This window comes from Flavobacterium sp., assembly GCF_046073885.1.
Lineage (GTDB): Bacteria > Bacteroidota > Bacteroidia > Flavobacteriales > Flavobacteriaceae > Flavobacterium.
Genome location: NZ_JBJTND010000064.1, coordinates 43,194 through 69,612, shown reverse-complemented (window position 1 = coordinate 69,612; position 26,419 = coordinate 43,194). Strand labels below are relative to the sequence as shown.

The window sequence follows — 26,419 nt, the reverse complement described above, 5'->3', positions numbered from 1 at the left end:
GATAATAGGTTCAATTGAAAAAGGCATCCAAGTTCTTTTAGTTTTTCATATTCTCTCATACTTTGATGATAAAAAGAATACCGCTCCGGATGGGCTAAAATTGGAGTGTAGCCATTCATTTGAATTTCAAAAACTATTTTTTTAAAATCCATTGGGGCGTTTAAATAGGACATTTCTATGAGTACTTTTTTATCCTTTAAAGTCAACAAGGATTCATTTTTCATGCGTTCTAAAAAAGAACTTTCAATCATGTATTCTGTGGCAACCAAAGGAATCATTTTTTGTAATGATTCAGGTAAATTTGAAAGGGTTGCTTTATGGCATTCTGTAATTGACTCTTTCGTGTTGTCCCAAGTGTGGGGTAGCGTGTGAGGTGTAGGAATGCATTGTTGAAATCCCATTTCTTTCATGTTTTCCAATAAAAATTGAGTGTCAACCAATTGATCAGCCCCGTCATCAATTCCTGGTAAGACATGCGAGTGTATGTCTATGTAATTTTCCGGAATAAGTTCGGCTAATTTGGGTTGGCTTTTAAATAATGAAAACATGAGTTGTTATTAGGAATTCCAAAAATAGACATTTATTTTTATTTCCAATCTATAATTGACTTAGGATATAAAAAGTTATTTCTATATTTGTGAAAGCGTGAAAATCTTATACATATTGCGCACATAATTGAAATGATTTATGAATAATTCCAAGATATGGCTTTCTTCTCCGCACATGGGAGGAGAAGAACTAAAGTATGTTACCGAGGCATTTGAATCGAATTGGGTTGCACCATTGGGTCCAAATGTAACTGGTTTTGAACATGATTTAGAGGGCTATTTAGGAAATGGAGTTCACGTTGCTGCTTTAAGTTCTGGAACCGCCGCGTTGCATTTAGGTTTAATATTACTTGGCGTTGGGCAGGGAGATGAAGTGATTTGTCAAAGTATGACTTTTTCTGCTTCTGCAAATCCTATAATGTATTTAGGTGCAACTCCAATATTTGTAGATAGTGAACAAGAAACTTGGAATATTTGTCCTGATGCATTAGAAATTGCCATCAAGGATCGAATTTCCAGAGGGAAAAAACCAAAAGCAATTATTGCTGTACATCTTTATGGAATGCCTTTTCAAGTTGATGCTATTAGAAAAATTGCCGATCAATATGAAATTCCAATTTTAGAAGATAGTGCGGAAGCCCTTGGAAGTAAATACAAGAATCAACCTTGTGGTACTTTTGGAGATTTAAGTGTATTATCATTCAATGGAAATAAAATAATAACTACCTCCGGAGGTGGCGCCTTGGTTAGTAAAAATATTAAACAAAAAGAAAAAGCAGTTTTTTTAGCTACTCAAGCTCGCGATGCAGCTCCTCATTACGAGCATAGTGAAATAGGGTATAATTACCGAATGAGTAATATTTGCGCCGGAATAGGAAGAGGGCAAATGGAGGTATTAGAAAAGCATATGCAATTACGCCGTGAAATGAATTCTTTTTATCACGATTTGTTTCAAGAGCTACAATTTATTAAAGTTTTTTCAGAGCCAAATGATAATTTTTATTCCAATCATTGGCTTACTGCGATAACTTTGAATTTAAATTCAAAAGAAAGTAAATCACTAAATGATTTCAGGTTGCATTTAGAGGCGAATAATATTGAATCTCGGCCTTTATGGAAACCTATGCATTTACAGCCAATTTTTAAATCGGCTCCCTATTATGGTGGGGATGTAGCTGCTAAATTATTTGAAAATGGCTTGTGCTTGCCTTCAGGTTCTAATTTGACGGTTGAAGAAAAAGATCGAATAAAATCAAGTACAGGTACTTTCTTTAAATTTTGATTTTTGAATAATAATAGTATATTTGGTTTGTAAATAGTGACTTTGTGTTTAATAAGATAAAATTTTTTTCCGCAAGTATTGCTGATAAGTATACCGAAATAAATCTTCCGGCTAGCTTAAAGAAATTGAATTACCTTCCTAATTGGGTGATTTTGGTTATTGATTTTGGTATTGTACTTTTTTCAGCGCTAATTACTATTGTTTCTTTTAAAGGAATAAATTTATATTACATATTACCACAACATGTATTTACTGGTTTACTTTATTATTTATCTGTAAACTTTTTCTTTTTTTGGTATTTTAAAACCTATTCCGGTATCATAAGGCATTCTTCTTTTGTAGATGCATTGTATTTGTTTTACTCTCAATTTTTAACATTTTCGGTATTAATGATTACCGATTATATTTTAATTCTTTTAGGTCATCAAAAATTAGTTTTAACAACTGCATCATTATTTAATGCACTTTTATCGCTTATTCTGTTGTTTTTATTCAGAATAACCGTAAAGCAGATATTTCAACAATTTTATTCTATTGATAACAAGCAAAATCTAATTAAGGCAGTTATATATGGAATTGATGCTAATTCTATTGCTGTTGCAAATGCTTTGTTAATTGAAAATCCGAGAAGATTTTCAATTATAGGTTTTGTAGATGTGAAAAATGAAAATACAACAAAGCGTATTTTGAATTTACCGATTTTAAAATACCAGCGAAGTTTAGCGGTAACCATGAGGATAATAAAAGCTGAAGCTATTATTATTGCAGATAGTTCATTGGATAATCCAATTTTTAATAAAATTATTCAAAAAAGTATAGATTATAATTTTAAGTTTTTTAGGGCTCCAATTCTAAATTCAAACGATAATAAGTCAAATATTTCTAAAGCAATTAAGAAATTTGAAATAACCGATTTGTTAGGTAGAAAACAAATTGAGTTAGATACCACTGCTATTGCGTCAAGCATTTCAAACAAAGTAGTAATGGTTACAGGAGCAGCAGGATCAATTGGAAGTGAAATTACCCGTCAATTAATTCGATTTAAACCATCAAAAATAATTTTGTTAGATCAAGCTGAAACTCAGTTACATGAATTAAATATTGAATTACAAGAAAATTATAACGATGCACCGGCAATATATATATTAGCTGATGTAAGAAAAAAAGATGAATTAAAATCGGTTTTTGAAGAATATCAACCTAATATAGTCTTTCATGCAGCAGCTTACAAGCATGTTCCTCTAATGGAGATAAATCCTAGTCAAGCAGTACAAACCAATATATTAGGAACAAAAAATATTGCCGATTTAGCTCTAGAGTATAAAGTAGAACGTTTTGTTATGATTTCTACAGATAAAGCTGTAAATCCTAGCAGTGTAATGGGTGCAAGTAAACGAATTGCGGAGTTGTATGTGCAGTCATTAGAAAGTAATTTGGATAGCACCACTAAGTTTATTACTACTCGTTTTGGTAATGTATTGGGTTCGAATGGATCTGTAGTTCCTTTATTTACAAAACAAATAAATCAGGGAGGTCCTGTAACAATTACCCATCCAGAAATTATTAGATATTTTATGACAATCCCAGAGTCATGCCAATTAGTATTAGAAGCTTGTGCTATGGGTTCTGGAGGAGAAATCTACATCTTTGATATGGGTGAGCCAATTAAAATAATTGATTTGGCAAAAAAAATGATTCGTTTGGCTGGATATATTCCAGAAATTGATATTGAAATTAAATCTATTGGATTACGTCCAGGGGAAAAATTATTTGAGGAATTATTAAATGATACTTCTAAAACACAGCAAACCCATCATGAAAAAATAATGATTTCAAAAGAGAGTATTATTGATAATGCCGCAGTAATTGAATTAGTAAATAAAATTATTGAAGGTGCAACAATTCAAAGTTCTGAAGAAATTGTAATTCAAATGAAAAAAATTGTGCCAGAATATAAGAGCTTGAATTCAGTTTATCAAAAACTAGATTAATCAACAGAGTTCAAGTTTTTTCTTCTTTTTTATTGTATTTCTTTTCACTACTTTTGCCTTTATTAGTCTTAAATATTAATACTAATAAGCTAAACCCGTAATTAATGAAAAAAATAGTATTATATTTCTTTTGTGTCCTTTATGTTACATCATGTACTACAAAGAAGGATATTGTATACTTTCAAGATATTAAGAATAAGCAACAGTCACAAGTTCAATATGTTGTTCCTAAAATTCAGGTTAATGACATATTAAATGTGAATGTATCTGCTTTAAATCCAGAAGCGGTAGCTCCTTTCAATCAGCAATATGTTAATTTCGGAACACAATCGGATACCAACATGAAACTAAGAGGATATTTGGTTTCAGCAGAGGGGAATATAGTTTTTCCTATTGTAGGTAAAATTAAATTATTAGGAAGTACGCCAGAAGAAGCAGAGGAAATAATAAAAAATATTTTAGTGTCTAAAGGACTTTTGGTTGAACCAGTTGTTAGTGTTCGTTTGTTAAATGGAAAAATAACAATTTTAGGAGATATTAGTAATCCTGGGACCTATCCATATTCTGAACAAAATATTACATTACTTCAGGCTTTAGGTTATGCAAGCGATTTATCAATTTCTGGAATTAGAAAAGATATATTAGTTATTAGAGAAGAAAACGGAACTCTAACCTACGGGCATATCGATATGACAAAAACAGATTGGTTTGACAGTCCCTATTATTATATTAAACAAAACGATGTAATCTACGTATATCCAAACGGACCTAAAATTAAATCAGCTGGTTATTTAACTAATTTATCAACTGTTTTATCCGTTGTAGCCTCATCAATTACCCTAATATTACTGATAACCCGATTATAATACATGGAATCCAATCCAAATTTTTCTCAAGAACACAGTAAACCGTTAGATCTTCGAAATGAGGTGTTAAAGTACTTACCATTTTGGTTTTGGTTTGTTGGTTTTATTATTGTGGCTTTATTGGTTGCAAATATTTATCTTAGATATACTCCGAATACCTATGAAACGACTGCTAAAATTAAAATTTTAGATAATTCAAATTCTTCTTTTAGAATGCCTAGTGATGGTATTTCAATTTTTGCTAGATCTAAAACAAATATTAGCAATGAATTGGAAGTGCTTAAATCCTACCGAATATTGGGAATTGTTGTTGAGGAATTGGATTTAATGAACTCCTATTATGTCCCTGGAAGGTTTATTAAAACTGAAGTTTGGGAAACAAGCCCTCTTAAAATTGTTTGGCATGGAGATCCAGATAAAATTAAAAATCTGTCAACATACTTTACAATTACTATTGCCAAAAACGGATATGAAATTGAAGAATTATCCCATAGGTTAATGTACTATAATAAGCAGTACTCTTATGGAGATGTATCCTTCACAATAGTTCCAAAATCTATAATAAATAATAACGTTGGCGGAAAAATTGTTGTACAAAAAACCTCCTTTAGAAGTGCAATAGCCTCTTTGTTTGGAAGTATTACTGCGGGAAACACGGGTGATGAAAAAGAGAGTGAAATAATTAAGGTTTCTATGCGTGGTTTAAACGATAGAAAACTAGAGGATATTGTAAATAATTTAATACGAATATTCAATGAAGACGGTGTAAAAGACCGTCAATTGGCATCGAAAAATACAATTGAATTTGTAAACGATCGATTTTCTTATTTGGTTAACGAATTGGATTCCATTGAGAATTATAAAGTAGCTTATAAAAAAAGCAACAAATTAACCTTCCTAGAAGAAAATGCAACCATTACTACTACAAAAAAATCTGCAGTTGAAGACCAACTATTCGAGATTGAAAATCAAATTTCTTTAGCAAAATTTTTAGGTAAATCAATTAAAATTGGTGGTGATTTTGATTTGCTTCCATCAGATATTGGAATTACAAATGCCAACATTTATACTTTTGTTGCCGAATATAATTCAAATGTAACTGAATATAATAAATTATTGATTAGTGCAGGAAAAAACAATCCAACGGTTACGGTATTGGCTGAAAAGTTAATTGCTCTTCAAAGAAATATTTTTACTTCTATTAAAGATTATAAAGAAAAATTAAATGCTTCACTTAATAATTTAAATGGATTAGAAGCTCAAAATGATGTCTTGTATGGCAGTATTCCTGAGAAAGAAAAGGTAATTCGATCCATAGAAAGACAACAAAAAATTAAAGAAAATCTTTACTTATTGTTGTTGCAAAAAAGAGAAGAAGCGGCTATCAATTTAGCAATTACTGCTCCTTCTGTTAAAATTGTAGAATATGCACTTTCTGGCGGAGGTCCTATTGCTCCTAATAGAAATACAATATATTTGCTTGCATTGCTAATTGGGTTTTTGATTCCGTTTATAATCTTATTCATTCGTTTTTATTTGGATAATAAAATTCATGTTGGGAAAGATATATCTAGAATAGCACCAAGAATTCCGGTATTAGCTGAGATACCATTTATTCATCAGATAAATAAACACATTTCTGAAAATGATCGTTCGGTATTAGCAGAATCGTATAGAAATTTAAGAACAAATATTGATTTCTTGCTTCCATTTCATGAAAGAAAAGAAGGTTATGTACTATTTTCAACTTCAAGTGTTAAAGGAGAAGGTAAAACTTTTAACGCAATGAATATGGCAATTATCTTTACGCAAATGAAGAAAAGGGTATTGCTTGTAGGTGCAGATTTAAGAAATCCACAAATTCATAAATACCTTGATATAGATAAATCAAGGGCCGGTTTGAGTTCTTATTTATTTAATCCTAGTATTGATTATAAATCTCTTATTATTCCTAAAGTATTAAATAATCCTAATTTGGATGTTATTATTTCGGGGGTAATTCCTCCAAACCCTGCTGAACTTTTAAGTAATGGACGTTTTGATATATTATTAGAAGAAGCAAGAAAAGAGTATGATTATGTAATTGTCGATTCGGCTCCAACTTTATTAGTTACAGATACCTTATTAATTGCAAATCTTGCAGATTTAGTAGTTTATGTTACTAGAGCTGATGTAACCGAGGAGCAATTAGTAGAATATTCTAGAGGACTAAATGAAGATGGAAAAATTAAGCATATGGCCTATATAGTTAACAGTATTGGTTGGATGAATGTTTATGGTTACTCCTATAAATACAATTATAATTATGGTTATTCATATCGTTATAATTACAATTATGGATATGGATATGGCTATGGTTCTGATGAAGATCAAGATGCTAATACTGAAAATGGAATTTTAAATTCTGTTTGGTCAAAAACAAAACAATTCTTCAATAAGTAATTATTAAAAAAGGAGCTTATAAAGCTACCTTTTTTATTTAATTGGAAATATCGTTTTTAGGATTATTTTAATATCTCCAACCATCGAATGGTTATAATAATAATCTAAATTCATTTTTACCTTATCTGGAAAAAGTACTAAATCATTGTATTCGGATGGATTTTCTTGTAGTGATAATAGAAACTCTTCATTAGCATATTTAATTGCGGCTTCCGATGTAATTCCTGGCTTTAGCGAAAGTATTTTTCTTTCTTCTCCATTTAATTTATCATAATACCCAGGTACATCTGGACGAGGTCCCACAAAACTCATCTCGCCAAAAACGACATTCCATAATTGAGGCAATTCATCCAATTTAGTTTTTCTAAGAAATTTACCAATTGGTGAACTTACATTTTTTATTGGATGAATGGTTTTTAATTTAACTATCTGAAATAGATTTCCATTTTTTCCAACCCTTTTTTGAAAGTAAAAACCAAATGACTGCGTGTCAATTGAAGCAATAATAAATCCAAACAGAATTAATACAGAAAAAAGTAGTAAAAGTATAAGTCCAAAAGTAAAATCAAAAATAGCTTTACTCATTAGTGTATTTTATTATTTTCCCTGGGTTTCCAACAACTACGGCATAATCTGGTACATCTTTTACTATTACAGCTCCTGCACCAACAATAGACCATTTGCCTATTGTTATTCCTTGTCTAACGGATGAATTAATACCAACTTGAGCTCCTTCTTTAACCGTCACATTTCCAGCCAAAGCAGCTTTTGGTGACACATGTGCAAAATCATCAATAATACAATCATGTTCAATCAAAGCCCCCGTATTTATGATTACATGCTTTCCAATTTTGGCTCCTGTATTTATAATTGAAGTGGCCATAATAACAGACCCTTCGCCAATAGCTACATTGCTTGATACAACGGCGCTAGGGTGTATTGCAGTAGTGAATAAAATCTCCTCTAATTGTTCAACTTTTTTCTTTCTTAGTTCATTATCCCCAATAGCAATAATAATTTTGTCGGTTGGATTTTTGATGTTGTTAAGTTCCTCCGATTTATAAACTGGAACTTTCAACAATTCTTCTACTGTTGGATTATTGTCAAATATTCCTTTTACGGTTCTCTTTTTTAATTTTAATATGTCAAGAATAACTTTGGCATGTCCGCTTGCTCCAAATAATAAGGTGTTAACATTCTCATTTTCAGTTGCACGGTATAAAGGAAAATAATCAGAATCGGTATTAATATTTTTTTCAGTTACAAGTTTGTTGTAGGTATTAATATCTACAATTAGATTCCATGTCTGAAATCTATTATTCAAATTAGAAAATCCTGATTTAAATTTATATAAGGTGTCATTTTCATCTTTAGTTTGACCGCCTCCTAAAAATAAATAATCTAACTGTAAGGAAGTTCCAATTTTTCTAGCTTCATCAATAATTAATTTCATTGGCGAAACTTTTATAAATTCATTTAGTGTTCCGGCTAAATGGTATTGCATAATTTTATTTGTAACAATAAAAAGTGCGCCAGCAGATACTATGCCGTTAGATTTTGCAATTAATAATTTAGAATTATAATCCTCGCTACTTAATATTTTTTTAAAATAAGCTTCGTCAAAGAAATAATATTCACGTGCATTTACACGCAACATAGTTTGTTTGTAAATTGAAATAAATGCCTCTATTTCTTCATTGGTTTTTGCTTCTGTAACTACAAAACCTTTTTTTTGTAATTGTTTAATGTCGTAAGAAGTTGACTTGCGGTAATAGGCTTTTTGAGTGTCTTCTTCATTTTTTAAATCAATAACTACAATATTGTTAAGGTCAATTAATTCACCAAAATTATTGAATATCTTTTTGTTTTTTATTAATGGGTGTAATCTAGAAAATGCAGATACAATTTTATTGTTTTTAAAAAATTGCCAAACTTCTTTTTGAAAATAATCGATATGATCTTGACTTAGGTCTTTTATTTTCTTGTTGCTTATTGCTCCAGCATAGCCATAAACCGATGTGCAATCAAAATAATCGGTATTTTCAATTGGTCTAATTATTATTGGAAATGCAATTAATGCATCATTAAAATAGGCAACCAATAATAGTGAACGATTCTCTGGATCACTTTCTAGATTGTGATACGCTTGGGTGTGGTAAAAATCATATTTAACACATTTTGAAACAACTTGTTTCCATATTGGATCATTGCTTTCGATTATAGAGAAAGAGGTTGTTTGCATTAAGTTTCGTCCCATTAATGTAGTAATTACTACATTTTATTGAATAATTTTAGATTAAATTTGAAATGCTAATTTATTAAATATTAATTAATTATTGATTATTAATGATACATTAAGTAAATATTAAGTTTCAGCTTTTGTCAATTCTTTCCGTTAAATGCCTCCATCGTAATTTCTTCAGAAGCATTGATTCCTTCAGGAAACAGTACTTTTTTTATTGTTAAGAAAAATATTTTTAAATCAAATAAAAAGCTAACACGATCAACATAATACACATCATACTCAAATTTTTGTTTCCAGCTAATGGAGTTTCGGCCATTAATTTGCGCCCAGCCAGTAATACCCGGTTTAATAGTGTGTCTTCTTTTTTGTTCTTCAGAATAGAATTCTAAATAAGATGGCCAAAGTGGTCTAGGGCCAATTAAACTCATTTGTCCTATTAGTACATTTAACAACTGCGGTATTTCGTCTAACGAACTTTTTCGAATCCATTTTCCAATTTTTGTCGTGCGTTCCATATCTGGCAATAATACCCCGTTTTTGTCTTTTTTGTCATTCATTGTTTTGAACTTAATGACCAAAAAAATCTTTTCATTAAGCCCTGGTCTACGATCAAAATAAAAGGGCTTACCATTATTAGTGAAAGAGAGAATAAGTGTTATGACTGCAAATACCGGACTAAGAATTAGGAGCCCGATTAAAGCAAAAATAAAATCAAATAATGGTTTGATAATTTTAAGATACATGTTGTTTTAGCTACTAAAGATCTAATTGGAATCAAATTTACTATTTATTTCATAACTTTTTCTGTTTTTTGGAATTGTCTATCTCAAAGTACGCGCTATTTTTATTCGAAGAATTAACATACAAAGTATATATTTGTAAGGTCAACTCATTAATAATGGAAAAATTAGTTTCAATTATTGTTCCCTGCTATAATCAAGGCAACTACTTGAATGATAGTTTGCAGTCGGTGTTAAACCAAACGCATGCTTCATGGGAATGCATTATTGTTGATGATGGGTCCACAGATGAAACCAAAGATATTGCTTCAAAATGGGTCGAAAAAGACAGTCGCTTTAAGTATGTTTATAAAGCAAATGAAGGGCTTTGTGCTGCCCGAAATTCGGGTATTAAAATTGCAAATGGGGATTATATCCTTCCACTTGATGCCGATGATAAAATTTCAGAAAATTATTTAATATTGGCACTGTTAGAATTTGAAAAAAACCAAAATTTGAAGGTGGTGTATTGCAATGCGCTTAAATTCGGGCAAATAAATGAGAAGTGGAAACTTCCCGATTATTCATTGAAAAATTTAGCAATATCAAATATGATTTTCTGCTCAGCTGTATATAAAAAATCAGATTGGGAACGAATAGGAGGTTATGATGTTGCCATGGTTTATGGACTAGAAGACTGGGAGTTTTGGATTTCTATGCTAAAAAATGGAGGTGAGGTAAAGAAAATTGAAGAAGTAGGGTTCTTTTATAGAACTAAAGAAGATTCTATGGTTACCAATTTAAATGATGAATTGGCGAATAAAATGTATGATTACATGAGTGTAAAACATGCCGATTTTTTTGTAAAACATTTAGGTTCTTTCAAAATATTAATTAGTACCATCCAAAAAAACAATAAAAACCTAAACAACACTAAATTTTTAATAAATTTAGTATTTAAAAAAATAGTTGGATTTAATCTATTTTCAAAAAATAAATAAATGATATCAGTTGTAATTCGATCTAAAAACGAAGAAAAAGAGTTGGAATTTCTATTGAAAAATCTAACAAATAGATATCATGAAGATATTGATGAAATAATTGTCATTGATAATAGTTCAATTGATAATACGATTCAAATTTGTGAAAGTTACAAAGCAAAATACATTCCTATTGAGCATTTTAGCTATGGAGGAAGTGCAAATCTAGCGGCAGAATCGGCTAAAAATGATATTGTAGTTTTGTTTAGTGCACATTGTTACCCCGTGAGTCATGATTTTTTTAAATTGATCCTTCAAAAATTTCAAAATCAGAACAATTTAGCTGGTTTACGTTGCATTCACTATGATCGGGATTATAAATATTACATTGAAGGGGTAACCGCAAATGATGATTTTAATGGCGCCGGATTAATGTTTGCCTGCTCTGCCTTTAGCAAAAGAGTTTGGGAAAAATTCCCATTTAAAAATGATGTTGTAACATTTGAAGATAAAGAATGGACCAAAAGAGTTCTTGAAAACGGATACCATATAGAAATAGTACCCTCTATTTTTTGTTATCAAATAAAAAGAAATCGAAAGCAAAAATATTTTAGGTATAAAAATGATGTTATTGGTGGTTACCAATTATTTCATACCAATTATTCGTTTTTGAATGTATTGATATCTTTTTTTAAAGAAATAGCTAGTTTGATTATAAATTCAGTTTTGGATTTATTTTATATTTTCAAACGATTTTATTTCATGATTCGTTTTTTTATAAATAAACCAAAACAATTTTGAGTAAAGTAATATTAATATCTCAAATTGAATTACCCAGCTCCTCAATAGGAAGTTGGACCACACTTTATAAAAATTATTTAGAAGGCAATCATGAGATTGATTATCTTATATGCCCTGAGCCAAAAAATAAGTTCAATAACATTACATACCAATTTACATCTCATAGTTTTATAGATAAGATAAAATCAAAAATCTATAAAAAATCACATTTAAGTGCACTAGCTGCATTGAGTAAAATAGTGAAAAATGATGGAAAATACATTATTCAAGTAATAGACAATTATAAAATAGTGCCTGATATTGTTTCACTTCTACAAAAATTAAAAATTAGAGAAAATTGTAAGATCCAGTTTTTTTATCATGGTTTTCCACCTTACTTGGATAAAGAAAAGGGATTAGTTTTTTTTCAAAATATTGACGAATTAATTCTACTGACTCAAGATAGTCATAAGGCGCATCTTCGTTATTACTCTGATTTACCTTGTATGGTTTCCATTTTGCCCAATGCAATTGATGCTAATAAATTTTATAAACTCGATACAGTTGAAAAAGAAAATCAAAAGCAAATATTAAATATAACTGGGAAACAAGTTTTTCTTTGGTGTTCACAAGATCGGCCAAAAAAGGGGCTTCAAGTAGCTTTAGATTTATGGAATGCGATTTATGAGCCCAACAGAATTCTCCTAATAATCGGAAGTTCAAGAACCGAACAAATTCCTGGGGTTATTTTTTTAGGCAAAATTCCCAATTCGGAATTGCCAAAATACTATCAAGTTTCAGATGTATATTTATTCCCTACACTTTGTGAAGAGGGTTTTGGATTGAGTTTGATCGAAGCGCTTAGTTGTGGGTGTTATTGTATCGCCTCGGCTTTAGGAGGTGTGCCCGAAGTGTTGCAATATGGAAAATATGGAAAATTGATTAATAATCCATTGGATAGTTCAGAATGGGAATTGGCTATAACAGAATATTGTACTAACCCAATTGCTTTTGAAGAATTGCCAAATAATTTATATACTTTTGAAACTTGGCGAAGTGGCATGAATCGTATAATTAACGAAGCAAAGGTCTTTTAATTTGAAAAATATAGCAATAATACCTGCAAGAGGCGGTTCTAAAAGATTGCCCAACAAGAACATTCTTTCTTTGGGAGGGATTCCATTGTTGGTACATAGCATAAATTATGCTCTTGCAAATAAAGATATTATTGATGCAGTTTTTGTTTCAACAGATGATGCTTTAATTAAAGAAATTGCCTTGAAATATGGAGCGCAAGTAATTGATCGCCCAAGTTCTATTTCTGGGGATTTAGAGCCTACGATTACTACGCTTCAACATGCTTTAAGCGTCTTAAATACAACTGTTGAACATGTTTTTTTGCTGCAACCAACGAATCCGTTGCGGCCAGAAAATTTATTAAAAGATTGTTTTGAAAAATATCTAAGCAATAATTGTGACAGCCTTTTTTCTGTGAGTTCTAATCATCATAAATTAGGTAAAATAGATGCTAATAAATTCATTCCTTTCAATTATCAAATAGGGCAGAGGAGTCAAGATTTAGAGCCGCTTTATTTTGAAAACGGACTTTTATATATATCCAAAGCTTCAATCATTTTAAAAGGTACACTAATAACAGAAAATGCATTTCCGTATTTCGTGGATCATGTTTTTAGTAAAGTAGATATTGATACGAAAGAAGATTTAGATTATGCAGAATATTTATTTCTTAATAGTAAATAACTAGTAATGAATAGTTTTATAGAAATCGCTGGCAGAAAAATAGGTCCAGATTATCCCCCTTTGGTAATTGCCGAAATAGGGATCAATCACGAAGGGTCTCTTGCTGTTGCAAAAGAAATGGTAGACGCTGCCCATCGTGCAGGTGTGGAAGTGGTAAAACACCAAACGCACATTGTTTCCGATGAAATGAGTGGTGCTGCCAAAAAAGTGATCCCAGGCAATGCTACTGTTTCTATTTATGAAATTATGGAGCGTTGTGCATTAAGTGAAGAGGAGGAATTTGAACTTAAAAATTATGTTGAAAGTAAAGGGATGATTTTTATCTCTACACCATTTTCGCGTGCCGCTGCCAATCGATTAAAGAAAATGGATATTCCTGCTTATAAAATTGGTTCGGGAGAATGCAATAATTATCCATTATTGGAACACATTTGCACTTTTGGGAAACCAGTAATTTTAAGTACGGGTATGAATACCATAGAAAGTATAAAAAAAGCTGTTGCCCTATTTGATAAGCACAAAATACCGGTTGCTTTATTACATACCACTAATTTATATCCAACACCAACTCACCTTGTGCGCTATGGTGCGATGATGCAAATGCATGAGGCTTTTCCGGATAAAGTATTTGGTCTTTCTGATCATACATTAAATAACAATGCTTGTCTTGGTGCTGTGGCCCTTGGCGCAAGTATTTTAGAGCGTCATTTTACCGATCATATGCAACGTACCGGACCCGATATAGTGTGTAGCATGGATGAAAAAGCGTGTGCAGAATTGATTGTGTCTTCTAATGAAATTTGGCAAATGCGAGGCGGTGTTAAAGAACCTGCCAAAGAGGAACAGGTCACCATTGACTTTGCTTTTGCAACAGTATGTTCAATTGCTCCAATTCAAAAAGGTGAAAAATTGACTAAAGAAAATATTTGGGTGAAACGTCCTGGAACAGGTAAAATTTTGGCCGAGCATTTTAATGATATACTCGGAAAGACAGCAACTCGAACAATCGAAAATGATGAACAATTAGATTTTGATGATTTTGAATAAAAAGAAAATAGTATTCTTAACAGGCACTCGTGCAGATTTTGGTAAAATAAAATCTCTGATTTCAATTTTGGAAATGAATTCCGAATTTGAAGTTTTTGTTTTTGTTACCGGTATGCATTTGCAAGAAGAATACGGTTTGACTTTAATTGAGATTCAGCGTTGTAATTTCCAAAATGTACATACTTTTCAAAATCACACACACGAAACTACTATGGATTTGACTTTGGCCAAAACTATAGAAGGGTTTTCTACTTATTGCAAACAAGTTCAACCCGATTTAATTGTGGTTCATGGCGATCGAGTAGAAACCCTTGCAGGCGCGATTGTTGGGTCATTAAATAATATTTTAGTAGCGCACATTGAAGGCGGTGAATTATCTGGAACGGTAGATGAGTTGCTGCGTCATAGCGTGAGCAAGCTGAGTCATATTCATTTTGTTTCCAATACAGATGCTGCCAATAGATTGGTTCAAATGGGCGAATTACAGTCTTCCATTTATACCATTGGTTCGCCCGATGTAGATATTATGTTTTCCAAAAACCTACCCGAACTTACTATTGCTAAAGAATACTACCAAATTGATTTTGAAAAATATGCAATCGTAATGTTTCATCCAGTCACTACTGAAGTAGCCGAGATGGAAAAATACGCCAATGATTTTGTTGCCGCTCTTCTTGATGACATGCACAATTACATTGTAATTTATCCAAATAACGATTTAGGAAGTCAACAGATTATCTCTAAATATTCCGAATTAACAAATAATTCCCGTTTTCGAGTTTTTCCATCCCTACGATTTGAATACTTCTTAACACTTTTAAAATATGCTCAATTCATTGTTGGTAACAGTAGTGCTGGTGTTCGTGAGGCGCCTTATTATGGGGTTCCGACAATAAATATTGGAACCCGTCAGCATAATAGAGTTTTAGATTCTGAAATAATAAATGTTGATTATGATTTTGATTCAATTTCAAATTCCTTGAAAATAGTTGATTCTCATGCTCCTCAAAAAGGGAACTTTTCTTTTGGAGAAGGAAACAGTGCTTCATTGTTTTTAAATACTTTATTAGATCCAGCTATTTGGAATACCAATCACCAAAAACAATTTAGAGATAATTAATTCATCCGAATGAATAATGTATGTTAGCACAACCTAATTTAAATTACAACAGTTTTAATTACTTCATTTCCGGTGAGATGAGAAACTGTAAATTTATTTTAGATAACCATACTACAGAAAATTTAAATTCATTTGATATAATAATCGAATTTGAATCTCCAATCATTAGTTTCAGAAATCACGATTACACTTGGGTTGCTATTTCTCAAGACCGAATTGCGAATGATTTTTCACCCAAAGCAATTCGTTTGCAAAACGGAATGTATGTTCAGGCCAATTGCAATTGGGGTATTTGGGAATTAAATGCAAAAAACACAAAGCAATTGCTATGGCGATTTAACCCCGATTTTGCTGCTCCAATTACTCAATATAGTAATGAAAATAATATTAAAAAAATAGTTTCAGCAACGCCTGATTTTAATTTTTCTGATAACTTAGAGTTGTTGATTTCTGATAAGGGAATAGTAGAAATTAGTCGGTCACCAATTCCGTTTTCTGCAATTGCTTGCTTTACTGATCATTGCGATTTTGATACTGCAGAAAATTTAAAGATTCAAAGAGAGTTTTTTAAAGAAAAGAATATTAAAATCACTAAAGGTTTTTTCTTGAATCATTTTTCCAAAAGAGAAGAAAATGCTTCTTTTGAAAGAGATGAACAGGAACTCGAAAAATGGATAGCAGACGGACATGAATTGGCCTACCATTCGTTAACCCAATCCATCCGAAATCAATCTGAGGCAATAACAGAATTTACTGATTTTAAACCGCCATTTTCAAATGTTCCGGTTTGGATTGATCATGGTTTTCAGCCCTATAATTTTTCTTTGTTTCAAAATAACGGCATACCAAAAGAGAAGTATGAAGCCCTACTTGAAGAAAAAAATATTTCGATTCTTTGGAATTACATCGACTCCGGAACTTCAACTAATGAGGTGATTAATCAATTGGATTACAGTCAATTTAATTTAATAAGCTATTATAATTTTTTAAGTGAATTTTCGTTTTCAAAACGAATAGCATCAATTGTAAAAGCCATTATTTTTCATTATGATAACAATGAAAATAGAATCCGAAATTATATTGAAGTAGTTTCCTGCTTAAAGTCAATTTCCAACAAAAAAGACATTTCGGGAATTGTTAAATTAATTAAAAACCTGCTGCTACTTTCCTTGTTGTTATTACGAGTAGTTTTAAAATGGAATTCAGTTAAGAAAGCTACATTTAAGGCTGCCAAATACAGTCCGGTGTTTTTTAAGCATAAAATCAAAAATAAAAATTTCACCATTTTTCAAACTATTGAAATGGTTGATTTTAATTTGGCTTTAGCACCCAAAAATATTGATAATTTGATTGATGCTTCTGGATTGTTTATTGCGCATACCTACTTTTCGGTTAATTCAAAAAAATATTCAGGGAGCCTCTTTAATTCAGATGCAAAAAGCAATCTAATTGCGGCATCAAACTTTAGTTACTTGTCGCAAAAAATTCATAATGATTCTATTTGGAATCCTACATTAAGTCAGTTGCTAGCTTATTACAACAGCTTTCAAAACACCCTTTTTGATATGGATGCCAACGGAATTATTTTTATTAATAACAATAACAATATTCCTTCAAGAAGCGCAATATGATAAGATCTTTTTTTACCAAAGAGCAAAGCTGGCTAGTTGAATGGGATAAGTTTCTTCAATCAACGGAAAGAGGGTTGTTTAATCAAACATCAATTTGGTTGCAATCATATGAAGTGTATGGTTTTGATTTTGAGGTTTTTATAATTACCGAAAATGATTTTATTGTGGGAGGTTGTGCATTAGTGTTTGCAAAATTTTCAATTTTTAAGTTTTTAATTGTTCCTTGCGGGCCCGTTTTAATAGAAGCGCAAGAACATTTAGTTGATTCGGTTATTAATGAACTAAAAGAGTATGCTCTTAAGAACAATTGTTGTTGTTTTCAAATCAACTTACCTTTCATTAAAGACGGCACTACTTTTCATAATTACACTTTAAAAAACATTTCATCGGATAGTGTTTATTTTTCGGGATTAGAAGGAATAAAATTCAAATATGTGATTCCTCTATTGGGCTTTCGATTGATTGATTTATCTAACAAAACCTATGATGAGGTAGCGCAAGATTTTAGTTCCAACCATAAAAGAAATATTAGTAAAGCAAGTTCATATGATTTCAAATTTGAGCAGGCAACTGATGAAAAGTCTATAGCTGAGGCATATGAATGTTTTGTTCAAAATGCTCAAGGCAAGGGGTATTCATTACGTTCCTATGAATCAATGAAAAACACGTTACATGCCTATGTTTCTAAAGATCAAGGGGTAATTGCAACATGTGTATATCAAAATAAGATAATTGGTTCTATTTTTGTGATTAAGTGTGGTCAACGATTGACCTACATCAACGGTGGGACGCTCCAAGACTACCAAGACTTACCAGTTCCATTTTACTTGCATAATGAATTAATTAAATACGCGCTTCAGAATGGCTTTAAAAGTTATGATCTTTCTGTAGGAGGTAGCGATGGAGTTATTCGATTTAAAAAAGGTTTTGGCAGTGAATTATATATTTTTGAAAACACTCGTTATTGGGTATTCAAGTCTTTTCGCTTTAAAATATTTGTTTTGATTGAAAAAAGGTTAAAGCCATACAAACAAACTGTAGCTAAATTATTAACAGTAATTAAAAAGGTTTTTAGGTAGAAATTGATTTAGCAGGATAGTTGAATAGTTTTTATTAATTTTATCGACTACGTTAAAAGTAAACTCATGCAAATTGAAAATAAAGAATTCTGGGAAATCGGAAATGTAATTGAAGTTCAAGACAGGGAAAAAGCAGCAAGTGATCATGAATTATTTTTGTTTGAAAAGGCAAAAGCTGTATTTGGTTCAATAAGTTCTATAGATACCATTAAAATATTTGGTTGTGGAACGGGTAGAGAAATTAATCAAATTGCAAAATTTTTTGAGCCTAGTAAAATAATTGCTTCAGATATTTCCAAAAACATGATTGAGAAATGCAATGAAAATTTGCAAGTTTGGAATATCAATGATATCACAGAAACTTTAGTTGTTGATGCAAAAGATTACACAGAGCCTAAAAATAGTTTTGATTTAGTTACTATTTTAAATAGTATGTTGACTTATGTTTCGGATAAGAAATCTAGAACTCAAATTTTTAGTAATGCGTATCAAATTTTGAAACAAGATGGTGTATTGATTGGAACGGTTCATAATCAAGAAGGGACTTTTTTGAAAACAACATATTTTAAGTTAAAAAGTATGTTTTCTTTTTATTACGGAGAAAAAGTTGGAAATAGAATGACGGGTTATAACGGTTTTAAAGTTCAAGGTTATTATTATTCCAAGAAAGGATTGATGGAAGATATACAATCAGCCAACTTTAAAAACATTGAAATTTATTCTTTAGAAGAATACTATCAATTAATTGATATTAAATATAATAGAAAAAAAGGGTACAATAATTTAATTTTTATTGCTCAGAAATAAATCGATTTTATTTAAAGAAAAAATATGAAAATAGTGTTGTTGGTGCCTGACGGTGTTGCGGTTCGAAACTATATATATTCCGACTTCATAAAAGAGTTGCATCAGGCGCATTTTGAAATTATACTATATCATCAAATTCCTGAACAGGCAATACAAGAAATTCAGAATGTACAAGGAAATAGGATTTCCCAATTTCATGTTATTCCAGGATTTAAAGAAGGTGTTTTGGCTAGAGTGGTTAGAGAGAGCTGTTCTTGCGCTCGAATTAAGTATAATGCCACAGTGCTTCAAAACAAAACTATACCGAAGTTTTGGAATGGAAAATCTACAAATATTAAGCGCTTTTTGTTGTTGCGGATAGCGGAATTAATAGGTTCAATTATCTCAAAAAAGTATTCATTCATTCTAAAATTCGAAAAATGGTACGACTTATTGATTTCGAAGAATTCAATTACTAAATCACTAGAAATAGATCTTTCTAAATTACAACCAGATTACATTTTGAATTTGCATCAGCGTGCAGTAAATACCGCCCCGATTATTGCTGCTGCAAATAAATTATATATAAAAACGGGTACCGTTATTTTCTCATGGGATAACATTCCGAAAGCGAGATTGGTTTCAAGATACGATTCGTATTTTGTTTGGTCCGATTTGATGAAATCAGAGCTAAATACATTATATAAAGAAATTCAATATCCATCTATTCAAATAGTTGGAACTCCTCAATTCGAGTTTTATTTTAATAATAATTTTCAAATAAATAAAGAAGATTTCTTTAAATTTTTTAATTTAAATCCTAATAAAAAAACGGTTTGTTTTTCTGCCAATGATGCCACTTCTCCATATGAAGCAAATTATTTAGAAGATTTGTGTGAGGAGATTAGTAAGATAGATGAAGTGAATCGCCCTCAAATTCTTTTTAGAAGATGTCCGGTAGATTTCTCAAATAGATTTGACAAAGTGATCAATGCATATCCAAATCTTTTGTTTCCTGTAAGTCCCGATTGGCGAATTGCCTCAGTAGATCAGAAAGCTTTTATTGAGATTTTTCCTGGTTTTTCAGATATTAGTTTGTTGGTAAATACAGTTTTGCATAGTGATGTAGTTGTAAATCTAGGAAGTACTATGGCGCATGATTTTGCGGTTTACAATAAACCCTGTTTGTATCTAAATTACGATCCAGTTGAAAACTCTTCGTTTAAAGTATGTGATGTGTTTGCTTTTCAGCATTTTAGAAGTATGGAGAAACTTGATGCTGTTGGATGGATTAATAGTAAAGCGGTTATAATGAACAAAGTCCAACAAGCTTTAGATAGGCCAGAAAGTATTGGTTCTGATCGATTGAAATGGCTTCAGAAGGTTGTGAGACATCCTTTAGAGAATAATAGTCGTACTTTAGCTAATGAAATAATTAATTTATGCACCTCTGTTTAATTACACACGAATATCCTAAGACTGGTTTTGCACATGGCGGAATAGGAAGTTTTTTAAAAACTTTTGCTCCCAAATTGGTTGCGCAGGGGATTAAGGTCACGGTTGTGGGATTAAGTTATGACTATTGTGAAGATTATGAAGAAGATCAGGGTGTTCAAATATTTCGTCTTGGCAGCAAAAATGTAAAAGGATTAAGTTGGTATTATGGAATGCAAGTGATGAATAAAAAAATTGCTCAAATCCATAAAAACAATCCAATTGATGTGATTGAATCTGCCGAATTGGAATTGGCTTTTTTGAATAAGCTTCCCGGAATAAAATATGTAATTAGATTGCATGGAGGGCACCATTTTTTTGCGGAAGCAGAAAAGAGAAAAATCAATTTTTGGAAAGGGTATCAAGAGCGTTTGTCTTTTAAAAAAGCAGATGCTTTTGTTTCCATTTCAGAATATGTTAAATTCCAAACAAACAATGTTTTAGGTTTTTTTAATAAATCCATTACTTTAATTAATTCTCCTATCGATATTGATTTTTTTTCATCAAAAAATAGTGAAATAAAAAAACAAAGTATTGTATTTGTGGGAACTGTTTGTGAAAAAAAAGGAATCCGTCAATTGATTCAAAGTTTCCCATTCGTTAAGGAAAAATATCCTCAGGCCACTCTAGAAATTTATGGTCGTGATTGGAATTATCCAAATGGAAAATCCTACATTGAAATGCTTCAAGAAACTGAAATACCTCAATTAGGTGAGGCATCTCAGGATGTTTATTTTCATGGGCCGGTAAAATATGAGAATATTCCAGAGGTATATGCCCAAGCACAACTATGTGTTTTTCCTTCTCATATGGAAACTCAAGGATTGGTGGCGCCAGAAGCTATGGCGATGGAAAAATTGGTTATTTTCACCAATCAAGGCCCAGGACCTGAAACGATAACTAATTTTGAAAATGGGTTATTATGTAACCCTTTTGACCCAAAAGACATTGCAGAACAAATAATTTGGGTATTTTCAAATGAGGAAAAAGTTGCCGTAATTTGTAAAAATGCGAGGCAAAGTGTAATTCAAAAATATGCTTCAAACAAAATCATTCAAGAAAACATAGATTTTTATAAGAAGTTAATTTCCAAATTAAAGTGAAATTTTTAATAGTAACCCATGTTGTACATACCAAAAAAGGCAATGATTATTCTGCCTATTCACCTTATGTAAATGAGATGAACATCTGGTTGCGTCATGTCGATTCGGTTACTATTATAGCTCCTTTAAGAAAAAAAGATGTACTTGAATTGCAACAAAATTACATTTCGAAATCCATTCATTTTATTCCAGTTCCTCAATTTTCTTTCACCAACTTTTATGAAAGTTTAAGAGCACTAGTTGTAATTCCAATTGTAATTTGGAAGTTATTTAGGACTATGTTTTATGCAGATCACATACACTTGCGTTGCCCGGGAAATATGGGTTTGTTAGGTGCGTTTGTTCAGATTTTTTTTCCGACAAAAAACAAAAGTGCTAAATATGCAGGAAATTGGGATCCAAAATCAACACAACCCTTAAGTTACCAATTGCAAAAAGCAATCTTAAGAAATACCTTTTTCACCAAAAAAATGCAGGTACTAGTTTATGGTAATTGGAATAATTTTACTAAAAATTGCACGTCTTTTTTTACAGCAACCTATTCTAAGACAGAAGCACTTCCCGTAGAAGAGAAAAAATGGGAAGATAAAATCAAGTTTGTTTTTGTAGGCAGTTTAGTGAATGGAAAACAACCAATTAAGGCAATTCAATTGATTGAAAGCTTAATGATGAATTATCCAAATGTAGAGTTATCCATTTATGGCGAAGGACCTGAGTTAGCGAATTTAAATTCATATATAACAAAACATTCGTTGCAGTCTAAGGTTTTATTAAAAGGTATTTTAGATAAAGAAGCCCTGAAAAAAGTATATCAAAACAGTCATTTTTTAATATTGTGTTCTAAAAGTGAAGGTTGGCCCAAAGTGGTTGCTGAAGCAATGTTTTGGGGTTGTTTACCAATTGTGAGTCCAGTTTCTTGTGTGCCAAATATGCTTGATTTAGGTAAAAGAGGAATTGTTTTATCAAATGATATTAACGAGAATAGGAGATTAATTTCCAATTTAATTGAGGATAAAACGGAATATGAAAAACGTCGTGTTGCAGCCCTTAATTGGTCTCGAGAGTATACAATTGAGAAATTCGAAAGTGAAATAATTAATATTTTGAAGCCATGAGAATAGTACAACTTATCGATTCTCTGGATTTAGGGGGTGCAGAAAAAATGGCAGTTACCTATGCCAACTCGTTGGTGGATACTGCTGAATTCTCTGGATTGGTTGTTACTCGAAAAGAGGGTGCTTTAAAAAAAAATATTCACAATGGAGTTTCTTATTTGTTTTTAAATAAAAAGAAATCCCTTGATATAAAAGCGATTTTAAAATTAAAAGAATATTGTAAAACAAATAAAGTGCAATTTATTCAGGCACATTCGAGTTCGTTTTTCTTGGCTTGTTTGGTAAAAATAGTTCATCCAAAAATTCAAATTATTTGGCACGACCATTATGGGAAAATGGTTTCGACAACTCGTGAAAATTCTTATATTATCCGTATTTTTTCTATTTTATTTTCTGGTGTAATTGCAGTCAGTGAAGAGTTGGAGGCGTGGTCTAAGAAGAATTTGTTTTGCAAACACATTCTTTATTTGCAAAATTACATTCCAATTTCTAGCAATACAATTCAAGGAACTAAGTTGCACGGAAAAGAAGGCAAAAGAGTAGTGTATGTGGCTAATTTAAGACCACAAAAAAATCATTTGTTATTATTAGAAGTGATAAATTTAATTCATAATGAATTTCCAGAGTGGACATTTCATTTGGTTGGAAAGGATTTAAATGATGGCTATTCCACTTCAATAAAAGACAGAATCAAGCACTATCAATTGGAGGAGGTGGTATTTATTTATGGCTCAATAGAAGATGTAGAAAATTGTATTTCTCAATCTGAAATAGGAGTTTTCACTTCAATCTCAGAAGGATTGCCAGTGGCATTATTGGAGTTTGGAAAGCAAAGTAAGCCTATAGTTGCTACCAATGTTGGTCAAATACCGCATTTGATAATTCACAATGAATCGGGATTATTATCAGAAAATAATTCGGTTTTGGAATTTGCAAAAAATCTCTCCATTTTGCTTGAAGACGAGCAATTAAGAGTTAAATTTGGAAAAAATCTCCATCAAACTATTGAACAAAGTTATTCAGAATCTATAGTTATACGTAAATATAAATCTTGGCTAATCAATTTAAGTAGGTAATTTAAATGTCAACTAAAAACTATTTAGCGTTTTTAATTTCACATTTTCTTTTTGGAATAGGAGTTTTTTATTTTCCTTTTCTAGCTAAGATTTATAGTTATTTGATAATAATTGTTGGTCTTTTTCTTGTAATTAAAACACAAAATAAGAATAATACCGTACTTTATGTTTGTTCCTACATTGTAGGGAGTGAAGTTTTTTTAAGAATGACAGATGCAGCTCCAAATCACGAATTTGGAAAATATTCCATCATTGTTTTCATGATTATAGGGATGATGTATTCGGGTTTTTCTAAATTGGCGACTCCTTTTTGGATTTTCTTAGCACTATTGATTCCTTCATTAATAATTGCAACTGATACCATTTCTTATGATATGGATTTTAAAAATAAAATAGCTTTTAATATTTCGGGCCCTATATGTTTGGGGGTTGCATCTATTTATACTATTGGGAAAAGAATATCAATTTTGGATGTTGGTAATTTACTATTGCTAGTAGGATTGCCAATTCTGTCAATGGCTGTTTATACCTCACTGTATACCGAAGATATCAAATCGGTTTTAATTGGGACAGGTTCCAATAAAGAATTATCTGGAGGGTTTGGACCAAATCAAGTTGCAACCATTTTTGGCTTGGGTATGTTTGTTTTTTTTGTTAGGAGCGTTATGTATTCTAAATCCATTTTATTATTTTTTATTAATATTTCAATTGCATTTTATTTTAGTTACAGAGGATTTTTAACTTTTTCAAGAGGTGGAATGATGACTGCTTTTGCTATGATAGCTGTATTTATTGGGTTTATATACATTCATTCAAGGTGGAGCGGTAAATTAAAAATCAATATACTATTAATCATTTTTAGTGTGTTATTTTTTATTACCTGGACTTATACTTCTTTCTTGACAGATGGGTTGATAAATAAAAGATATGCGGGTCAAAATGCTTATGGAATTGAAAAGAAAGATAAGTTTTCGGGTAGAACTGAATTGGCTTCTGATGAGATTGATATGTTTTTAGATAGTCCCTTTTTTGGAATTGGAGTTGGGAAAGGAACCGAAATAAGATCCGAAAAAAATGGTTATTTAACGGCATCTCACAATGAAATAACCCGAATGATGGCGGAGCATGGATCACTTGGTATCCTTGGCTTACTTATATTATTCATTACTCCAATTATTTTGTATTTTCATAATCGACAGAATATATTTTTATTTTCATTTATAATTTTTTGGCTACTTACAATTAATCATGCGGCAATGCGAACTGCTGCCCCTAGCTTTATGTATGCTCTAGCTTTGCTAATTATTCGATTTGATGAAAAATAGAAGGATAATATATATTGGGAATAATTTATCTGGAAAGGGTTACTCCGCAACAGTCATGGAAACTTTGGGTAATTTATTAACTACTGAAGGTTATGAAATAATTCAATCCTCATCTAAAAAGAATAGTTTCATCCGCTTATTAGATATGATTTTTACCACGATCTATTATTCTAAAAAGGCAGATTATGTTCTTATTGATACCTACAGCACACTTAATTTTTGGTATGCATTTTTAATCAGTCAAACGTGTCGAATATTAAATTTAAAATACATTCCGATTCTTCATGGAGGTAATTTGCCATCTAGATTGAATGCTAATCCAAGATTATGTGATTTAATATTTAAAAATGCTTATAAAAATGTAGCACCTTCCAAATATTTATTTTCTTTTTTATCTTCAAAATATTCGCACAATTTAATTACTATACCTAATGCGTTAGAAATAGAAAATTATAAATTCACGGCTAGAAATTTTGAAAATCCTAAATTACTTTGGGTTCGATCTTTTTCGCAAATAGCCAATCCTAAAATGGCACTCAAAGTGTTTTTTGAATTAAAAAAAGAGTATCCCAATGCAGAACTTACTATGGTTGGACCAGACAATTCAAATCATATGAAAGAATGTGAAACATTTGCTAAGGAAATAAAATTAAAGGTTAATTTCACAGGATTACTTGAAAAAGAAGAATGGATTTTACTTTCTAAATCACATAATTTTTTTATTAATACATCCAATTTTGATAACATGCCTGTTTCTGTAATTGAAGCAATGGCCCTAGGTTTACCTGTAATTTCTACAAATGTTGGTGGCATTCCTTTTTTATTCGAAGATCAAAAGAATACACTTTTAGTAGAAAAAGAGGATAGTAGTGCAATGGCTAATTCGATTATTGAACTGATGCGTAATTTAGATTTAACAAATAAAATAATTGACCAAGCACGGAAAGACATCGAAAATTTCGATTGGCAAAAAGTTAAATTTCAATGGATTGAGTTGTTAAAATAATTAATTATTAATTAGTATCTTGC

At 31.1% G+C, this 26,419-nt stretch carries 23 protein-coding genes; 19 read left to right on the top strand and 4 right to left on the bottom strand.

Annotation, left to right across the window (positions count from 1 at the left end; all coding sequences use genetic code 11):
* The coding region (locus tag ACKOWY_RS08625; protein ID WP_408941032.1) for a tyrosine-protein phosphatase at nucleotides 1–548 on the bottom strand (548 nt) is incomplete at its 3' end.
* 139 nt (nucleotides 549–687) lie between these two features.
* Between ACKOWY_RS08625 and ACKOWY_RS08620 the strand changes: the two genes are divergently transcribed.
* The 4 genes from ACKOWY_RS08620 (at nucleotide 688) to ACKOWY_RS08605 (ending at nucleotide 7,129) form a co-directional block, all read left to right on the top strand.
* The gene (locus tag ACKOWY_RS08620; RefSeq protein ID WP_408941031.1) at nucleotides 688–1,830 is read left to right on the top strand and encodes a DegT/DnrJ/EryC1/StrS family aminotransferase; all 1,143 of its coding nucleotides are present in this window, start codon (nucleotides 688–690) and stop codon (nucleotides 1,828–1,830) included.
* 44 nt (nucleotides 1,831–1,874) lie between these two features.
* Nucleotides 1,875–3,821, top strand: coding sequence for a polysaccharide biosynthesis protein (locus tag ACKOWY_RS08615; protein ID WP_408941030.1), 1,947 nt, complete (start codon nucleotides 1,875–1,877; stop codon nucleotides 3,819–3,821).
* A gap of 104 nt (nucleotides 3,822–3,925) precedes the next feature.
* Nucleotides 3,926–4,687, top strand: coding sequence for a polysaccharide biosynthesis/export family protein (locus ACKOWY_RS08610; RefSeq protein ID WP_408941029.1), 762 nt, complete (start codon nucleotides 3,926–3,928; stop codon nucleotides 4,685–4,687).
* Between the two features lie 3 nt (nucleotides 4,688–4,690).
* Nucleotides 4,691–7,129 carry a GumC family protein gene (locus ACKOWY_RS08605; protein WP_408941028.1) on the top strand — a complete coding sequence of 813 codons (2,439 nt, stop codon included), beginning with the start codon at nucleotides 4,691–4,693 and terminating at the stop codon, nucleotides 7,127–7,129.
* A gap of 33 nt (nucleotides 7,130–7,162) precedes the next feature.
* Here the strand turns inward: ACKOWY_RS08605 and ACKOWY_RS08600 are convergent, their stop codons facing one another.
* The 3 genes from ACKOWY_RS08600 to ACKOWY_RS08590 form a co-directional block, all read right to left on the bottom strand.
* Nucleotides 7,163–7,714 (bottom strand): sugar transferase, encoded by a 552-nt coding sequence (locus tag ACKOWY_RS08600; RefSeq protein WP_408941027.1) that lies wholly within the window; start codon nucleotides 7,712–7,714, stop codon nucleotides 7,163–7,165.
* Complete coding sequence (locus ACKOWY_RS08595) at nucleotides 7,707–9,371, bottom strand: NeuD/PglB/VioB family sugar acetyltransferase (protein WP_408941026.1); 1,665 nt, start codon at nucleotides 9,369–9,371, stop codon at nucleotides 7,707–7,709. The genes ACKOWY_RS08600 and ACKOWY_RS08595 overlap by 8 nt, the downstream gene beginning before the upstream one ends.
* Before the next feature lie 140 nt (nucleotides 9,372–9,511).
* On the bottom strand, nucleotides 9,512–10,117 hold the full coding sequence (locus ACKOWY_RS08590) for a sugar transferase (RefSeq protein ID WP_408941025.1): 606 nt from the start codon (nucleotides 10,115–10,117) through the stop codon (nucleotides 9,512–9,514).
* Between the two features lie 155 nt (nucleotides 10,118–10,272).
* Here ACKOWY_RS08590 and ACKOWY_RS08585 point away from each other — a divergent pair, with 155 nt between their 5' ends.
* The 15 genes from ACKOWY_RS08585 (at nucleotide 10,273) to ACKOWY_RS08515 (ending at nucleotide 26,396) form a co-directional block, all read left to right on the top strand.
* Complete coding sequence (locus ACKOWY_RS08585) at nucleotides 10,273–11,094, top strand: glycosyltransferase family 2 protein (protein ID WP_408941024.1); 822 nt, start codon at nucleotides 10,273–10,275, stop codon at nucleotides 11,092–11,094.
* The gene (locus tag ACKOWY_RS08580; RefSeq protein WP_408941023.1) at nucleotides 11,095–11,874 is read left to right on the top strand and encodes a glycosyltransferase; all 780 of its coding nucleotides are present in this window, start codon (nucleotides 11,095–11,097) and stop codon (nucleotides 11,872–11,874) included.
* Nucleotides 11,871–12,950 (top strand): glycosyltransferase family 4 protein, encoded by a 1,080-nt coding sequence (locus ACKOWY_RS08575; RefSeq protein ID WP_408941022.1) that lies wholly within the window; start codon nucleotides 11,871–11,873, stop codon nucleotides 12,948–12,950. The genes ACKOWY_RS08580 and ACKOWY_RS08575 overlap by 4 nt, the downstream gene beginning before the upstream one ends.
* Before the next feature lies 1 nt (nucleotide 12,951).
* Complete coding sequence (locus ACKOWY_RS08570; RefSeq protein ID WP_408941021.1) at nucleotides 12,952–13,614, top strand: cytidylyltransferase domain-containing protein; 663 nt, start codon at nucleotides 12,952–12,954, stop codon at nucleotides 13,612–13,614.
* 6 nt (nucleotides 13,615–13,620) lie between these two features.
* Nucleotides 13,621–14,661 (top strand): N-acetylneuraminate synthase family protein, encoded by a 1,041-nt coding sequence (locus tag ACKOWY_RS08565; protein ID WP_408941020.1) that lies wholly within the window; start codon nucleotides 13,621–13,623, stop codon nucleotides 14,659–14,661.
* On the top strand, nucleotides 14,648–15,781 hold the full coding sequence (gene neuC / locus ACKOWY_RS08560) for a UDP-N-acetylglucosamine 2-epimerase (protein ID WP_408941019.1): 1,134 nt from the start codon (nucleotides 14,648–14,650) through the stop codon (nucleotides 15,779–15,781). The genes ACKOWY_RS08565 and neuC overlap by 14 nt, the downstream gene beginning before the upstream one ends.
* 77 nt (nucleotides 15,782–15,858) lie before the next feature.
* Nucleotides 15,859–17,412: a hypothetical protein gene (locus tag ACKOWY_RS08555; protein ID WP_408941018.1), complete on the top strand. Its 1,554-nt coding sequence runs from the start codon at nucleotides 15,859–15,861 to the stop codon at nucleotides 17,410–17,412.
* Entirely contained in the window at nucleotides 17,409–18,491 is a 1,083-nt protein-coding gene (locus ACKOWY_RS08550; RefSeq protein WP_408941017.1) for a lipid II:glycine glycyltransferase FemX, read from the top strand. Before ACKOWY_RS08555 ends, ACKOWY_RS08550 begins: the two co-directional genes overlap by 4 nt.
* A gap of 66 nt (nucleotides 18,492–18,557) precedes the next feature.
* Nucleotides 18,558–19,298: a class I SAM-dependent methyltransferase gene (locus tag ACKOWY_RS08545; protein WP_408941016.1), complete on the top strand. Its 741-nt coding sequence runs from the start codon at nucleotides 18,558–18,560 to the stop codon at nucleotides 19,296–19,298.
* 24 nt (nucleotides 19,299–19,322) lie between these two features.
* Nucleotides 19,323–20,735, top strand: coding sequence for a hypothetical protein (locus ACKOWY_RS08540; protein WP_408941015.1), 1,413 nt, complete (start codon nucleotides 19,323–19,325; stop codon nucleotides 20,733–20,735).
* The gene (locus ACKOWY_RS08535; protein WP_408941014.1) at nucleotides 20,720–21,874 is read left to right on the top strand and encodes a glycosyltransferase family 4 protein; all 1,155 of its coding nucleotides are present in this window, start codon (nucleotides 20,720–20,722) and stop codon (nucleotides 21,872–21,874) included. Before ACKOWY_RS08540 ends, ACKOWY_RS08535 begins: the two co-directional genes overlap by 16 nt.
* Complete coding sequence (locus ACKOWY_RS08530; protein ID WP_408941013.1) at nucleotides 21,871–22,989, top strand: glycosyltransferase family 4 protein; 1,119 nt, start codon at nucleotides 21,871–21,873, stop codon at nucleotides 22,987–22,989. The genes ACKOWY_RS08535 and ACKOWY_RS08530 overlap by 4 nt, the downstream gene beginning before the upstream one ends.
* Nucleotides 22,986–24,065, top strand: coding sequence for a glycosyltransferase (locus ACKOWY_RS08525; protein ID WP_408941012.1), 1,080 nt, complete (start codon nucleotides 22,986–22,988; stop codon nucleotides 24,063–24,065). The genes ACKOWY_RS08530 and ACKOWY_RS08525 overlap by 4 nt, the downstream gene beginning before the upstream one ends.
* A 5-nt stretch (nucleotides 24,066–24,070) precedes the next feature.
* Nucleotides 24,071–25,390, top strand: coding sequence for an O-antigen ligase family protein (locus tag ACKOWY_RS08520; protein ID WP_408941011.1), 1,320 nt, complete (start codon nucleotides 24,071–24,073; stop codon nucleotides 25,388–25,390).
* On the top strand, nucleotides 25,380–26,396 hold the full coding sequence (locus ACKOWY_RS08515) for a glycosyltransferase family 4 protein (RefSeq protein ID WP_408941010.1): 1,017 nt from the start codon (nucleotides 25,380–25,382) through the stop codon (nucleotides 26,394–26,396). The genes ACKOWY_RS08520 and ACKOWY_RS08515 overlap by 11 nt, the downstream gene beginning before the upstream one ends.
* Nucleotides 26,397–26,419 lie beyond the last annotated feature (23 nt).